Source organism: Bacteroides caecicola, assembly GCF_023337095.1.
GTDB classification, from domain to species: Bacteria; Bacteroidota; Bacteroidia; order Bacteroidales; family Bacteroidaceae; genus Phocaeicola; species Phocaeicola gallinarum.
Genome location: NZ_JAMBLM010000013.1, coordinates 65,840 through 82,443 on the forward strand (window position 1 = coordinate 65,840; position 16,604 = coordinate 82,443).

The following is a 16,604-nucleotide window of genomic DNA, read 5'->3' on the forward strand; positions in this document are numbered from 1 at the left end:
CCGGCAAGTTCCATTTTGTAAACAGAAAATTGATACGACATGAAAAATACAAAAATTTACCCGTGGGTTGTAGTGGCTTTATTGTGGGGCGTAGCGCTGTTAAACTATATGGACCGGCAAATGCTGAGTACCATGAAAGACGCCATGCAGATAGACATCGTGGAACTACAATCTGCAACCAATTTCGGAAGGCTGATGGCTGTATTTCTTTGGATTTACGGTATCATGAGTCCCTTTGCGGGGATGATAGCCGACCGTCTTAACAGAAAATGGCTGATAGTAGGAAGTTTGTTCGTGTGGTCGGGAGTGACTTACCTGATGGGGATTGCCGACACATATCATCAGATATTCTGGCTGCGTGCCATCATGGGTATCAGCGAAGCGCTGTACATACCTGCCGGACTTTCACTCATCGCCGATTATCATACAGGGCGTTCGCGTTCGCTTGCCGTGGGAATACACATGACCGGACTTTATACGGGACAGGCGATTGGAGGATTCGGGGCAACGGTGGCTGCTGCTTTTTCTTGGCACACTACCTTCCACTGGTTCGGAATCATCGGAATTGCATACGCGGTCATACTGATGTTGTTCTTAAAAGATAAGAAAATGGAAGTCATCCCGGACAAACCGCTTGCAGAGTCTCCTCAGAAAGAAAGTCTGGGAAAGGGCTTGAAGAAACTGTTCGGCAACGTGGCTTTCTGGGTTATCTTGTTTTATTTCGCTGCGCCCAGCCTGCCGGGATGGGCTACCAAGAACTGGCTTCCCACGCTGTTTGCCGAGAACCTGAATCTCCCGATGGCTGAAGCCGGACCGATTTCGACCATTACCATCGCCGTGTCTTCGTTTATCGGTGTGATAGTGGGCGGAAGTTTATCCGACCGCTGGGTACAGAAGAACCTGCGTGGACGTGTCTACACCGGAGCTATCGGACTTGGGCTGACCATTCCTTCGCTGTTGCTGCTCGGATTCGGACATCACATCGTTGCCGTCATCGGTGCGGGATTGCTATTCGGTATCGGTTACGGAATCTTCGATGCGAATAACATGCCTATCCTATGCCAGTTTGTTTCTGCCCGGCAACGCGCCACGGCATACGGCATCATGAACATGACGGGCGTATTTGCGGGGGCTCTTATCACCGACCTGCTGGGACAGTGGACCGACGGCGGCAACTTGGGAATGGGATTTGCCATGCTGGCGATTGTAGTGGCTGCGGCACTTTGCGCACAGCTTTACTTCTTACGCCCGAAAACAGATAATATTGAATAAAAAAACCTATACATACACGAATCATTATGATAGTTTCAAACCTGACTCACAGTGATAGAATAGAGGCGTTACATCCGCTTTTCAAAACATTTTTCGATTACGTCAAGACTCACGACCTGCTGAATGCCGAATACGGACGCATCGAAGTTCAGGGAGACGACGTGTTTATTAACCATATCAATCCGGAATGTGTACCTGCCGATAAACAAGTATTGGAGTTGCACCGCGATTACATTGACATCCACCTGCTGCTTGAAGGAACGGAAACCATCGGGTGGAAAGCGATAGAAGACCTTACCCACGAAATCAAGCCTTACGAAAAGGAAGGCGACTGTGCGCTGTACGCTGACAAGCCTACCGCCTGCGTAACGCTCCGTCCGGGAGAATTTCTGATTGCTTTCCCCGAAGACCCTCATGCTCCCATCATCGGCGAGGGGAAAATAAAGAAACTTATCGGTAAAATAAAAATCTAATCATACTGCAACACCATGAAGAAACTATTATCCCTACTACTCGGATTGTTTTCATTTATCGGCTTACAGGCATCCGACACGGTTTTTGTCAAAGCTCCTCAAGTGCCCATCCTGATAGAGCGGAATGACAATGTATTACTTTACATGCGTCTTGATGCCAAGCAGACCCAAACGCTGGATAACGTTACCCTGACGTTCGACAAAGAAGTACCGACCTCACAGATAAAATCGGTAAAACTGTATTATGGCGGCACCGAAGCATCGCAAGACAGAGGAAAGAAACGCTTTGCTCCGGTAGAATACATATCAAGCAATAACCCCGGACGTACACTGGCGGCAAATCCGTCTTATTCCGTAAAAAAATCGGAGGTATCTCCTACTTCGAACACCGTGAAGCTGGAAGGAAACCAAAAACTGTTCCCCGGATATAACTTCTTTTGGGTGAGCATCGAGATGAAACCTTCGGCTTCGCTGCACACCAAAGTTTGTGCGCAAATCTCGCAAATCGAAGCCGACGGCAAGTCTATTCCCGTAAAAGACATGAGCAAAGGCAAAGTGGTGAGAAGAATGGGCGTAGGCGTGCGTCATGCCGGCGATGACGGCTCCGCGGCTTTCCGTATCCCCGGATTGGTTACGACCAACAAGGGTACGCTTTTGGGCGTGTACGACGTACGTTATAACAGCAGCGTAGATTTGCAGGAGCATATCGACATTGGTTTGAGCCGGAGTACCGACGGAGGAAAAACGTGGGAAAAGATGCGTCTGCCACTATCGTTTGGTGAATACGACGGACTGCCGGCGGCTCAAAACGGAGTGGGCGACCCTTCTATCTTGGTAGATACCAAAACCAATACGGTTTGGATTGTGGCGGCATGGACACACGGCATGGGCAACCAGCGCGCATGGTGGAGTTCGCATCCGGGCATGGATTTGAACCATACGGCACAACTGGTAATGGCGAAGAGCACGGACGATGGCAAAACATGGTCGGCACCCATCAACGTTACCGAACAGGTGAAACTGCCCGAATGGTACTTCTTGTTACAAGGGCCGGGAAGAGGAATCACCATGCAAGACGGTACACTGGTTTTCCCGATACAGTATATCGACAAAACGCGCATCCCGAACGCCGGCATCATGTATAGCAAAGACCGGGGAGCTACATGGCACATCCACAACCACGCCCGCACCAACACCACGGAAGCGCAAGTTGCCGAAGTGGAACCGGGAACGCTCATGCTCAACATGCGAGACAACCGGGGCGGAAGCCGGGCTGTATATACTACTACCGATTTGGGCAAGACGTGGAAAGAACACGAGTCTTCACGCACGGCACTGATTGAACCGGTATGTATGGCGAGCCTCATCAGTGTAAAAGCCAAAGACAACGCGCTTGGCAAAGACTTGCTGATATTCTCGAACCCCAACTCTACCAGCGAACGAAAAGATATGACCATCAAAATCAGTACCGACGGAGGAAAAACTTGGAGCGCGGAACATCAACTCCTGTTAGACGAAGGGTATAACTGGGGTTATTCATGTCTTACCATGATTGACAAAGAAACCATAGGCATACTGTATGAAAGCAGTGTAGCCCACATGACTTTCCAAAGTATAAAGCTGAAAGACATTATCCGAGAATAAGAAGCCCAAAACAACTTATTGGATAATTTAAACGAGCTCTTAGCATTAGTAATTATTTATCAGTTGCGGCAGGTAAAAACAGCGCTTTTTTACCTGCCGTTTTTTTACATTCATCGTCTTGTACACAAAAATTATTACTTTCAGCCTTAGATTCTGATTGAACAAATACGCAACAATGCCTTATATATAAAGACTGTTACTTTTCAGCCTCCAAAAGTATTAAAATTTCTATTCGAAAAGCAAGTCATCCCTATGGGTAAAACCGGAAGACTTATCCGCATGAAATACCCCAAACAAACCGTAGCGTTTCGCGGGATAAACCAATAGCCGCTTTCCTAATCCGACAAACGAAAGCCATCGCTCCACAAAAGCCAACCTTGCTCTTTAAATGTTAAATCATGGCTCTCAAACAACAGTAACATTTTCACAGCCATAAATTTCAAAATTACATTCTGACAAAATAAGCTATTAACTAAAATGAAACATATACAAACGCCCTAATAAAAAAATGTAAAACATAAAAAGTTGGGTTGTTAATAAAATATTCTTTCAAAACATTCTTCGTTATGAAAATATATTTATATATTTGCCCTGTCAAACCCAGTTTTTATAAAGTTGACCTTTTGTTAACGTTTCGGCAAGACACCAATCATGAGTTTTAACCTAATACACTCAATAAGTATGAATAAAAGATTTAAGTCAGTTAGCATGTTGCTGTTTTTAGGTAGCATATCTACCGGGATAGTCAACGCTACACCCACTAACGACGAGATGGCAGTCAGCATCACACAACAGGCCGCCACATGTCAAGGTATTGTGAAAGACGCAACAGGTGAAGCGGTTATCGGTGCTTCGGTTGTAGTAAAAGGAACAACAAACGGTACGATAACTGATTTGGATGGCAATTTCGCCTTGTCGAACGTAAACAAAGGGGACGTTATCGAAATTTCATTTATCGGTTATGCTACCCAATCGATGGTTTGGAACGGCGAACCTCTCAGCATTGTATTAAAAGAAGATACAGAGATTCTTGACGAAGTGGTGGTAACCGGATACGGTGGCTCACAAAAACGTGCGGCATTGACTACCGCCATCTCTAAAATGGACGACCAAGTTATCAAAAACGCGGCGATGAGTAACGTAGGACAGGCGCTGCAAGGTTCGGTAACCGGTCTGCGTGTAGTAAACACCACCGGACAGCCGGGTGCAGAACCTGATATTACCCTTCGAGGCGGTGCAACCATTACGGGTGGAAACAGTAGAGCGTTAATCGTTGTCGATGGTATTATCCGCGACAGCATGAGCGACATCAACCCCTCAGACATCGAATCGATACAGGTATTGAAAGATGCTGCTTCAACAGCTATCTACGGAGCGCGTGCCAACGGAGGTGTTATCTTGGTTGAAACGAAAAGCGGAAAAGAAGGGAAAGCTACTGTAAACTATAAATTCAAATTAGGTGTAAACTTTGCCCGCATGGGGTACGACTTCTGTAACGCACACGATTATATCTACTATAACCGTTTGGGTTACAAGCGGTATACCAACAACGTGCCGGGTGCTGCCAGCGTAGATACGCAAACGGGTTACGGTACGCAAAACAACTTGATTGATGTTCAATACCTTACCAGCGAAAACTCTCACCTCCAGAATGAAGGATGGCTGGTTATGGATGACCCGTACTACGAAGGACAACAGTTGCTTTACAAGGATTACAGCGGCATGTTAGACGACGCCGTGTTCGACAAAACAGCGCTGACCCAAGACCATTACATCAACATCACCGGCGGTAACGACAAGGGTACTTACATCGCCAGCATGGGATATTACAAGGAAGATGGTCAGATTCAGGGAACAGGCTACAAGCGTTTCAACGGTTCTGTCAGCGGAACATATAAGATATTCCCCTTCTTAAATGTAAAAGGAGGAGCTACTTATACATGGTCTCAACAGCCGTCGTTGTGGATTGGTTCATACGAATTATTCTACCGTACGCGCTCACAACGTCCTACATGGAATCCGTATAACGAAGACGGCACACCGGCATCAGGATGGGGCACGGGCGACGGTAATCCGGAATATTACAGAGAAAGGCTTACCAGCGAAGACGGAACGCGCAAGGCAACTTACAATTTCGGATTCGATTTGGACATCATCCCCAAGAAACTTACATTGAGCGGTAACTCATCTCTCTACCATTATGACTACCAGTATGAATCATTCAACAAGTCATATCAGACACAGACATCGGATACCCCGACCAATACGCGCGAAGCAACTGCGCAGATACAGCGTTACACCCAGATACAGGTCAACGGAACGTTGAACTATCGCGACACGTTCAAAGACAGCCATAACTTGGATGTCATGTTAGGTAGTGAATATTTCGGGTATAATGAATTTACAATGGAGGCAAGAACCCAAAATTCACCGACCGACGACATCCCGACGCTGAACGCCGGAGCGACACGTACTTATACCACTTCAAACAAGACGGGGTATCGTATTGCTTCCGTATTCGGACGTGTGAATTACAACTATCAAATGAAATACCTCGTATCATTGGTAGCACGTTACGACGGTATCTCACGTTTGAAAGACAACCGTTGGGGTTTCTTCCCGGGTGTTTCCGTAGGATGGAATGTTACTGAAGAAGATTTCTGGAAAGAATCTAAAGTAGCCGATGTTATCAGCAACATCAAACCGCGTTTGAGTTACGGTGTAAACGGTAACGTAAACGGAATCGGAAACTTCGACATTTACGGAGTTTACAGACAAATCGGAGCCGGTAACTACAACGGTGCAACCGGATATTACAACTCAACGTTGATAAACACCGGTTTGAGATGGGAACAGAGCCGCTCGTTCGAAGCTGGTTTGGACTTAGGATTCTTCAACAACCGCTTGGCGTTTATTTTGGACTACTATAACCGAACTACCGATGATTTGCTTACTGATGTGAACCTGCCGGCATATACCGGTTTCTCAAGCATGAAGACCAACTTGGGTAAACTGCGCAACTCTGGTTTCGAAATGGAAGTAAGAGCAAACATTCTCTCTAATCCCGACGGGTTCAACTGGGAAGTTTCGGCAAACCTTACTTCTGTATCGAACAAGGTTTTGCAACTGCCTACAAGCGACAAACCGTTTAACCAAATAGACGGATACGAAGTTGCAGCCGGACCGTACGATCCCGAAACCGGAACCACTCCTACCAAATGGATTGGCGGTTATAGAGAAGGTGGTAAGTTAGGCGACTTGGTAGGTTACGTACAACACCACGTATTCAGAGACTGGGACGATGTACGCGCTAACGCCAACATGGTTATCGATGAAGTTGCCAACCTTTACGGACCGGGCATGGCAGACCAAATCAACCCGAACACGGGAGTGACCTACGCTGAATCGGATGGATGGAAACCCATCGAACCGGGAGACGTTTGCTGGAAAGATATCAACCAAGACGGAAAAATCAACAGCCTCGACCGCGATGTGGTAGGAAACATTTTCCCGAAAGTAACCGGTGGACTTTCAACTACCCTCTCATATAAAAACTGGTCATTATACGCACGTTTCGACTACGCTTTGGGTCATACGATTTATAATGACTTGAAAGCCCGCTCACTCGGACAGTATCAGGGACAGTTTAACATCATTACGCAAGTTCACGACATGTGGAGTGAAACCAATCCTGACACCGACCTTCCGGTATTTACTTACGCCGACCAGTTGAACAAGAAAAACATCACCCGTTCAAATAACGGAAATACGGCAGTAGACAACAACAGTTCACGCTTCTATGAAAAGGGTGACTACTTGGCACTGCGCGAGATTACATTAAGCTATAACCTGCCGAAAAAATGGATAAGCAAAGCGGGAATGACCGATGCACAAGTATATGTAACCGGACAGAACCTGTTCTACATTACAGGCTATGACGGTGTATCACCCGAACCGGCACTCTCAACTGTTTATGGTCGCGGTATTGATAACGGACGTTATCCTACTCCGAGAACCGTATTGTTTGGTTTATCTGTAACATTCTAAATTATTACTACAAGTTATGAAAAAGATATTCAATTATATTTTAGCAGGATGTATCGCTACATCTTTCTCCGGATGTCTGGACATGGAACCGGTCAGCAGCATTACGGATGCAAACTACTGGCAAGATGCAGCTCAATTCGAGGCCTTCAACGTGGGTCTTCACGGCTTGCTTCGTGAACGGACGTACACCATCTTCGAATTGGGAGAACCGCGTGCCGATATTTACAACACCAATCCGTTTACCGGCGAAGCTACACAAGGTGTAGAACGAATGATTGACAACACACTGAATGCCGCCAATCCGGTAATCAGCAACTACGGTGAATTTTATACCATCATCAACCAGTTAAACCTGATGATCAGCCATACTGAATCAACCGGTTTATTGGCAGACAATGTCAGAAGCTACTATCTGGGACAGGCATACGGATTGAGAGCATACGTTTACTTCCACCTGCTGCGTTCATGGGGTGATGTTATTCTTCATCTTGACTATACGGAAGGAACTTCTGTCAACATCGGAAACATGAGTAAAGCAGCTTCACCCGCAACCGAGGTGATGACGCAAATCAAGAACGATATTCAAAGTTCGGAAGATGCGTTCGGCGATGATTACTCTTTCAAAAACGGCAAATGTTATTGGTCTAAAGCAGCTACCATGATGCTGAAAGGAGAAGTCTATCTGTGGAGCGGCAGACACATGGGAGGAGGCAATACCGACTACACAACGGCAAAAAACGCATTGGAAAGCGTAAAGAATGCCAACGTTACATTGCAGAGCAATTTCAGCAGAGTATTCGCTTATGACAACAAAGAGAACTCAGAAATCATCTTCACCATCCACAACGGAAGAAACGAATACACGATGTGGAACGACCAGTACAGACTGAATATGGTTATGAACCAGAACTTCTTTGCTTCTTATTGTGATGAAAACGGAACCCCGCTGAGCCAAACGGATATGTCTGATATGAACGGTCTTATCCGTTACCAAGTTGAACAGGAACTGTACACCAAGCTGTTCCGCGACGGGGATACCCGAAAAGGTTATTCAATCAAAGGTATATATCAACAAAATGAAAATACCAAAGAGATTACATTCAGCGCACCGATACCTTATAAGTTTCAAGGTGTATTGCTGGAAGGTGACGCTACCCGAAGCTGGCTTGATGATTATCCCATCTACAGATATGCCGACTGCCTGTTAGCTCTTGCGGAAGCAAAAGCATTCTTGGGAGAAGACATCACAGCAGAAATCAACGAAGTACGCGAACGTGCATACGGAACAGAATATTTCAATGCCCACAGAGCAGAAGTGGCATATCCGAACGATACGGATGCTGCATTCTACACTAACAACCGCTTTGTAGGAAGTGACGCAGACCCGCTCGAAGCAATCCTGAAAGAACGGATGAGAGAATTCTTGTTCGAAGGAAAGAGATGGTATGACATCCGACTGATGGGTGATGAATATGCTACGAAATATTCTAACGCAAATGCTTCACGCCTGTTATGGCCGATTGATGAAAATACTTTGGGAGAAAATGAAGCGCTGAAGCAAACTCCCGGATATGAAAATTAATTAAGTAGTCCTTTGAAAAAGAGTATCCTCCCTAAGTTTGTGAGGATACTCTTTTGCTTTTCTCTAAATATCTTTTCGAAAATGAAAAAACTTATTTTCCTCCTGTGTTGCCTTGCTGCCAATATTTCGCTTTTCGGACAAGCCACCCCGAAATATTCTACATATTACTATCAGCGGGCTACATTGTTTGAACAGTTACCCGTATCTGCCGATGATATTTTATTTGTTGGAAACAGCATTACGGACGGGGGAGAATGGAGCGAACTGTTCAATAATCCGCATGTAAAAAACCGGGGAATCAGCGGAGATACCACCGAAGGTGTTTACGACCGACTTTCGGTGTTGCTCAAGGGGCAGCCCGCACAGATATTCTTACTTATCGGAATCAACAACGTGCCGAGAGGAGAGTCGGCGAACAATATAACGGAAAGTATTCGGAATATTGTCAGGAAAGTAAAGGCCGAGTCTCCACATACCGAACTTTTTGTACAGAGCTTACTTCCTGTTACTCCCCATTACAAGATGTTTGAGGGACACACTTCGCGCTGGCAAATGATACCGGATATCAATCGGGCTATCCGGCAAATGACACAAGAGGAACATGTGACTTATATTGACCTGTTCTCTCATTTTGCTGACGAACAAGGTCAGATGAAAACCGAATATACGAACGACGGACTTCACTTGTTAGGTAAAGGGTATCTGCTTTGGAAAACGATTATCACTCCTTATATTAAAAAATAGCCATGAAACGATTCTTTGTTTTGCTTATTCTTTGTTCTTGGATTACTGTCTGGACGCAAGCTGACGAAACCGTCAAGGTGGCTTGCGTGGGAAACAGCATTACCTATGGAACGGGAATCGTTGACAGAATGAAGATGTCTTATCCTGCTCAGCTTCAGAATATGTTGGGCGACAGATTCCGGGTGGGCAACTTCGGGAAACCAGGAGCTACCTTGCTTGAAAAGGGGCATCGCCCGTACCGGAAGCAGGAGGAGTATCAGAATGCGCTTCGGTTTGCAGCAGATATTGTTGTTATTCATTTGGGAGTAAACGATACCGACCCGCGTGATTGGCCTGATTATCGAGATAACTTCGTGAAAGATTATCTTCGCCTGATTGATTCGTTCAGAGAAGTCAATCCGCAATGCCGCATCCTGATTGCTTACATTACTCCGATAGGCGACAGACATCCACGTTTCATGTCGGGTACGCAGCAATGGCACAAAGAGATACAGGAGGCTATCAAAACCGTGTCGGAAATCAGCGGAGCGGAACTGATTGATTTTCATACACCGCTTTATCCTTTCCCTAATCTGTTTCCCGATGCCATTCATCCCAACGAAGAGGGAGCAGGTATTTTGGCAAAGACCGTATATGCTGCCATTACGGGGAATTACGGCGGATTGCAACTACCTGCCACCTATTCAGACAACATGGTGTTACAAAGAGATACCGCCCTCTGCATACATGGAATGGCGAATGCGGGTACTCATGTAACCGTAAAGATTGCAGGACAGCATAAAACGGCAACTGCCGGAAAGAATGGAAGATGGGAAGTGACAATAGACCCGATACGGGCGGGAAGCAATTACACGCTGACGGTCAGCACACCGGAAACCTCCCAAACGTTCCGAAACGTGGCAGCGGGGGAAGTCTGGTTGTGTTCCGGACAGTCGAACATGGAATTTATGTTGAAACAAGACCGGAACGCGGCGTCTGCCATACCGCAAGCTACGAATCCGGACATCCGTCTGTTTAACATGCAGGGCAGATGGAAAACCGATGCTTCCGAATGGACAGAACAGGCCATCGATTCGGCGAGCCGGCTGATGTATTACAAAGAAACGACATGGCAAACATGTACGCCTGTTTCGGCTGCCAACTTTTCGGCAGTAGCTTATTACTTCGGGAAGATGCTTCAAGACAGCCTGCACGTGCCCGTCGGACTCATCTGTAATGCCGTGGGAGGTTCTACTACCGAATCATGGACGGACCGTTTTTCATTGGAGGCAAATTTTCCGGCTATCCTCAAAGACTGGACGACCAACGACTTTACCCAGCAATGGGCACGCGAACGGGCTTTACTGAACCTGAAGCGAAGCACATCCCCCTTCAAGCGGCATCCGTACGAGCCGTGTTACTTGTATGAAGCCGGTATCCTGCCACTCGAAAAATATCCGATAAAAGGAGTTATCTGGTATCAGGGAGAATCGAACGCGCATAACATGCAGGCACACAGCCGGCTGTTTAAACTGTTAGTGGAAGGATGGAGAAAGCAGTGGAACAATGCACGACTGCCGTTCTATTTTGTTCAACTCTCCAGCCTTAACCGTCCTTCGTGGACGTGGTTCCGCGACAGCCAGCGACTGCTTATGCAAGATATTCCATACACCGGAATGGCTGTTTCGTCCGACAAAGGAGATTCTCTTGATGTACATCCTACCGACAAACGGCCGATAGGAGAACGCTTGGCTCGATGGGCGCTTTGCCGCGAATATGGCAAAGCGATAGTACCGTCGGGGCCTCTATTCAAACGCGCCACACTGGAAAACGATACCGTAGTGGTAGAGTTTGCTTACGGCGAAGGCTTACACACTTCGGATGGGAAACCGCTTACGCATTTCGAAGTGGCAACCTACGAAGGCTTTTATTTCCCTGCCAGAGCCGAAATAAGAAAAAACAAAGTCATCCTCTATACAGACAAGGTAAAACATCCGAAGTTTGTTCGATATGGATGGCAACCGTTTACCCGGGCTAATCTGGTAAATGGCGACGGACTGCCGGCATCCACCTTCCGGGGAATCATCCGATAAAAACCCTACCTTTTTTCATATAAACTGTGATTCCGGAGGTCGCTTCAATATACAAACGAAGCGGCCTCTAAGAATCACTACCAATCTTTTTTCCATTAAATCCTATCTAAACAGATGTACAAATAAAATTATTAAATAACTATAAACCAATGATATAACTTTTTATATCATGTACATTTCAAGTATTCCGATTGATTATTTTACGCATAAGACATATTTTCGCACGAAAAAAACAAACGACTCACATCTTTTTTTGAAATGAAACAGAGGTATTATCAACTGATTGCTATTGCAGTTGTATTTATTTGGGGCACAACTTTTATCTCTACCAAAATACTCATCAACTACGGACTTTCCCCTCAAGATGTTTTCTTTTACCGCTTCTTGTTAGCCTATATCGGCATCTGGACGATTTCTCCGTTAAAGCTATTCGCAGATAATTGGAAAGATGAGTTGTATATGATGGCCGGCGGAATAACCGGTGGTTCGCTATTCTTCTTCCTGCAAAACCTGTCTTTACAGATGACACAAGCATCTAACGTGTCTTTTATTATTTGCACCTCGCCACTATCAGCAACCATTCTAACCGTATTGTGTACGCGCAACGAGAAGTTTACCAAAAGATTCGTTTACGGCTCTTTAGCCGCACTGTTGGGAGTAGGGTTGGTTATATTCAACGGAAACGTTGTGCTCAAACTATCTCCCACAGGCGACTTCTTGGCTTTATCGGCATCTCTTTTATGGGGCGTATACAGCTTAATAATCAAGCGGATAACCAACAGCTATTCTTCGATATTCATAACGCGCAAAGTGTTTTTCTATGGCATCTTAACCATATTGCCCGTGTTTTTAATCCAACCTTTGTTCATGGATTTCGACCTGTTAGTAACTCCGGTCATTTTAGGGAATTTGCTGTTTCTTGGGATTGCAGCATCATTAGGCTGTTATCTGTTATGGAATATAGTAGTAAGCAAAATGGGAGTCATACAGAGTTCCAATTATCTTTATCTGAATCCGCTTGCCACCATGCTGGGAGCTTATGCAGTTCTTAACGAACAAATAACCCTCGTAGCACTGGGAGGAATGATATTGATACTGACAGGCATATACATCGCTACCCGCAAACAGGAGCCATAAAAAACACTGTCCCCTGCATCAGTACAAACTGATTAAGGGGACAGCAAAACATTTTAACTTTCTTAAATACCACAAATCCAATTTCAATCAGGGCCTATTTAAATTTTGCTCTGCCTCGGTTTGAGAATTGTTTTCGAAGAACAGACCGGAAACAAACTCAGAAGGGGCGGATAAAAACACTTAATCGGAAAATTAAAACAGGCTCTTAATTTCTTTAGGATTTATCCCATAGCGATTCCTCCCGGGATCGCTATCTTGAAGCACTAAATATAAAAACCAAAAACATCCGAAAGGCACTAAGTTAATGAATAACCAATAGCCGCTTTTTCCTATATCATGCAGCCGCCTTACACTGACAGCATAACTCGGAATCAAGCAAAAGAGGAACAAGACTCCGACAAACATAAATTTTGTATTTGCCAAAGCATCGAGAGCACATGCCGCAAAAATAAAGATTACAAGAATCAGTACAGACATCCAGTATTCTCTACGACACGCCCGACCGGACCAATTGTCCCAACTTTTAAGCATTCGGATAAATTCTTTCATTTTTACATTAATCTATAAAGGCACGTAAACATTATGTCATTATAACAAATAAAACATTCTTTTGTTCTCACCGCTTCAAGGCACATAATCCGCCCATCCAAAGACAGAAAAAACTGCCTATCCAAAGGTAATACCCGATAGTCATCGAATCGATGGCAAACATCTGTCCCGACTCGTCTTTTATGACCGAAGGACAGAACAGAAAACTCATCCCTAATACAAACGTACAAACCATCCAAATGTGGAAAGATTTAGACCGGTTATGCAACAAACTAATTATAGCAAAGAGGTAAGTAACATTAGCAAACCATGAAAAATAGAAGAGGCTCAACAAACTGCTGTCCATCACCAAGCCCACCCATCCGAAAAGAGAAAGAAACCAGCCTCCCACTTCCGGATAGCCTTCTCCTTCTACGATAAATGAAGGGAAATAACACGCCAGCACGTAACAAATCATGCTGGGAATAAACATTAATTTTTGCATCGCTTTTAGAGTTCGTTTAAATTTTGCTCGGCTTTAGTTTGAGAATTGTTTTCGAAGAACAGACTGGAAACAAACTCAAAAGGAAGCTGATAAAAACAACTTATTGGAAAATTTAAACAGGCTCTTATATTTGGTAGGATTCTCCTAAAAGCCTGTTTCAATAAATTACGGGTGCAAAATTACGCCCCCTTACATGAAGAAAGAAAAAACCGTGATAGACAAATAAATTTCATAAAACACTAATATGCAGATGATTACACAAGACAAGCGTGTACATTACCCCAACAGGCAATATACGCCATCAACCAACACACCCATTTATATTTTCCCGGAAAAACGGTCTGCCCCCATCCTTCCGTTAAAGCCAATACTTAATCCATGACACCTGCGGGCAGAAAATTTTGAATTTATTCAAACTCATAAAAAGCTCGTTTCAAGCATTTTACGATTAGTGCAGGAGAATGAAAAACTCTAACGGAAGAACCGGTCAGCCTTTCGAATAGAAATGGTCAACTCTACCGCATGGGATAACCCACGCTAACGGTAGCGTTTTCGGGGAATATCAAAATTGTCTGATAAAATCATCGAGCGTCATGTTCTCGATTTTCATCTTTTCTTTCAAGCGCATTTTCTTTCTCGAAATGCTCCCCTTAGCAATATGATATACATCCGAAAGCAGAGACAGTGGCAGCTCCATTTTCAACAGACAGATAAAATGTACCTCCTCTGACGTCAACTGCGGAAACGCTTCTTTCAAACGATACGTGAAATTATTGAAACAAGCATTGGTGTTCTGGACTATAATATCCCAGTCTTCTTTTTTCAGATGCATAAAGCCCTGCGAGTTCTGACTTTTTATCAAAATCGGGACTGTAAGCGCATTGAGCCTCTTATAATACTCCGTGCGCTGATTAAGCGACTCCACCTCAAGGGCTTCACGGTCATCTTTTTCCTGCTGGTACCGATGTTCTGCCTCACACCTGCTATTCTGAAGATCGACCATAATCTCTTCTTTTTCTTTCAGCGTCACCTCGATTTTTCTTTTCGCCCGTTTCACACGATACACAATCAAGATTCCCACCCCGAGAATCAAGAACAAACTCACAGCCAGCTTGTAATAAGCCAGTTTCTGTTCGGCAAGTTCCATGTTGATTCGGACAATCCTCTGCTGCTGACGGTCGTGCTCCTGAAAGGCATTCAGATTACTGATATATCCTATCTTGTTGTTCATATCCAGCGAATCTCTGCAACCAATACTTTTCTTCGCATAAAGAAAAGCCGTCTGATAATCTTTCTCGGCATCCTTCAGCAATGACATTTTATAATAAGTATCTCGTTTCCAGTTCAAAGGAAGTTTGTCAATGTCTTGCATCAGAATCCGCTCGGCGTCATTAAGCCGATGCATTTTCAAAAAAATATTCCCTTGAATCAGGTTACACGACAGCTTAAAATTAAATGAGCTATCATTCTGTAAAGCGATATCGACATAATATAAGGCAGAATCGAGCTTGTTCATAGCCAAATAAATCTTGCCTAAATCTTTATAATACTCAGCACGCAACGCCGATTTACGGGAAGGCAACAGTTGCAATGCCCTGCGTAAGTAATTGTCGGATTCGGAATAATTATTCTCCGTCAGATGAAGTTTCGCCAACTCGTGCAGTGCTTCTGCCGTAAGAACAGAATCTTTTAACAGAACCGCAATGTGCAGGGCTTGCTGCAAACATTCTTCTTCCATCCGATACATCATTTTAAAATGATAAATAGAGGCTTCTCCCAATTTGATGGAAAAAAGCATCCGGCTGTCATTTCTTACATACTTTTCGGCCTGATTATAACTGCTATTGGCTCTGAAAAACGCATAGTTGTCTGCATATACTTTCCCCAAAGAGAAATACAGACTGCACAGGCGGGCAGAATCTTTTTGCCCCAAGAAATAGGATAACGCTTCGTCCGACTGGTTTGAAAGTTGCAGGGGAGTATCGGGAACAAGCGCCTTAGCCTGAACCAACAAAGCATAGTAAAGTGCTTTATCGGCTTTGTTCAAAGAAGCTGTATCGATATCAATGATCCGATTCAGATACTTTTCAGGCATGGCATTCAGCGAATCCTCAAGCATCAACAATGACGTACTATAACCACCACTTCCCCGACGGGTACAGGAAAACAGGCATAGAACTGTCATTACGACAAAAATATGTATTTTTAAATTCATCTATTCTACGTTTTAAATTAACTCTGATAACATGATTTTTTTACGAATTTAATTAAGCACCAATACCTTACCATACGTTGAAAATTCCATAAAGAACAATAACTTAAAACAAAAGGTTTAGAACTTATTTAAATTTTCCGATAAAGAAACTGACTCATCCCTCATATTCTTAAACAAAAAAATTCATGCAAGGGTTCAATTTACACTACGCTCCCTTAAAAGAAGTTTTCAAGGTATAAGAGAAAACAAAAAACGTATTTTTACATGAAACTACCGGGAATAGGCTATCAAATTGACACTTACCAATCCCTACCCAATGAAATAGTAATTACAATCTGTAACTTGCCTGATGTTTTAGAACCTGTTTAAAACAGGCTCTTAGAGT

At 44.4% G+C, this 16,604-nt stretch carries 11 protein-coding genes; 8 read left to right on the top strand and 3 right to left on the bottom strand.

The features are described from left to right. Positions 1-39: 39 nt before the first annotated feature. From M3085_RS11890 to M3085_RS11925, 8 genes are all read left to right on the top strand, one after another. The gene (locus M3085_RS11890) at positions 40-1,272 is read left to right on the top strand and encodes an MFS transporter (protein ID WP_249053100.1); all 1,233 of its coding nucleotides are present in this window, start codon (positions 40-42) and stop codon (positions 1,270-1,272) included. A gap of 26 nt (positions 1,273-1,298) precedes the next feature. Then, a complete protein-coding gene (locus M3085_RS11895) occupies positions 1,299-1,745 on the top strand; it encodes a YhcH/YjgK/YiaL family protein (protein ID WP_191709943.1) in 447 nt (148 codons plus the stop codon). A gap of 15 nt (positions 1,746-1,760) precedes the next feature. Next, positions 1,761-3,389 (top strand): sialidase family protein, encoded by a 1,629-nt coding sequence (locus M3085_RS11900; RefSeq protein WP_204500955.1) that lies wholly within the window; start codon positions 1,761-1,763, stop codon positions 3,387-3,389. A gap of 771 nt (positions 3,390-4,160) precedes the next feature. Next, positions 4,161-7,436 carry a SusC/RagA family TonB-linked outer membrane protein gene (locus M3085_RS11905; RefSeq protein WP_239466586.1) on the top strand — a complete coding sequence of 1,092 codons (3,276 nt, stop codon included), beginning with the start codon at positions 4,161-4,163 and terminating at the stop codon, positions 7,434-7,436. A gap of 16 nt (positions 7,437-7,452) precedes the next feature. After that, complete coding sequence (nanU, locus tag M3085_RS11910; protein ID WP_204501393.1) at positions 7,453-9,018, top strand: SusD family outer membrane lipoprotein NanU; 1,566 nt, start codon at positions 7,453-7,455, stop codon at positions 9,016-9,018. 81 nt (positions 9,019-9,099) lie between these two features. Then, complete coding sequence (locus M3085_RS11915) at positions 9,100-9,762, top strand: SGNH/GDSL hydrolase family protein (RefSeq protein WP_249053101.1); 663 nt, start codon at positions 9,100-9,102, stop codon at positions 9,760-9,762. A 2-nt stretch (positions 9,763-9,764) separates the two neighbouring features. Continuing rightward, positions 9,765-11,834 carry a GDSL-type esterase/lipase family protein gene (locus tag M3085_RS11920; RefSeq protein WP_249053102.1) on the top strand — a complete coding sequence of 690 codons (2,070 nt, stop codon included), beginning with the start codon at positions 9,765-9,767 and terminating at the stop codon, positions 11,832-11,834. 258 nt (positions 11,835-12,092) lie between these two features. Further along, entirely contained in the window at positions 12,093-12,971 is an 879-nt protein-coding gene (locus M3085_RS11925) for a DMT family transporter (protein WP_204501390.1), read from the top strand. Positions 12,972-13,163: 192 nt separating this feature from the next. Here the strand turns inward: M3085_RS11925 and M3085_RS11930 are convergent, their stop codons facing one another. The 3 genes from M3085_RS11930 to M3085_RS11940 form a co-directional block, all read right to left on the bottom strand. Next, positions 13,164-13,520, bottom strand: coding sequence for a DUF805 domain-containing protein (locus M3085_RS11930; protein WP_191709936.1), 357 nt, complete (start codon positions 13,518-13,520; stop codon positions 13,164-13,166). Positions 13,521-13,587: 67 nt separating this feature from the next. After that, entirely contained in the window at positions 13,588-14,004 is a 417-nt protein-coding gene (locus M3085_RS11935) for a hypothetical protein (RefSeq protein ID WP_204501389.1), read from the bottom strand. A 562-nt stretch (positions 14,005-14,566) separates the two neighbouring features. Further along, on the bottom strand, positions 14,567-16,219 hold the full coding sequence (locus tag M3085_RS11940; protein ID WP_249053103.1) for a tetratricopeptide repeat protein: 1,653 nt from the start codon (positions 16,217-16,219) through the stop codon (positions 14,567-14,569). Between the last annotated feature and the right edge of the window lie 385 nt (positions 16,220-16,604).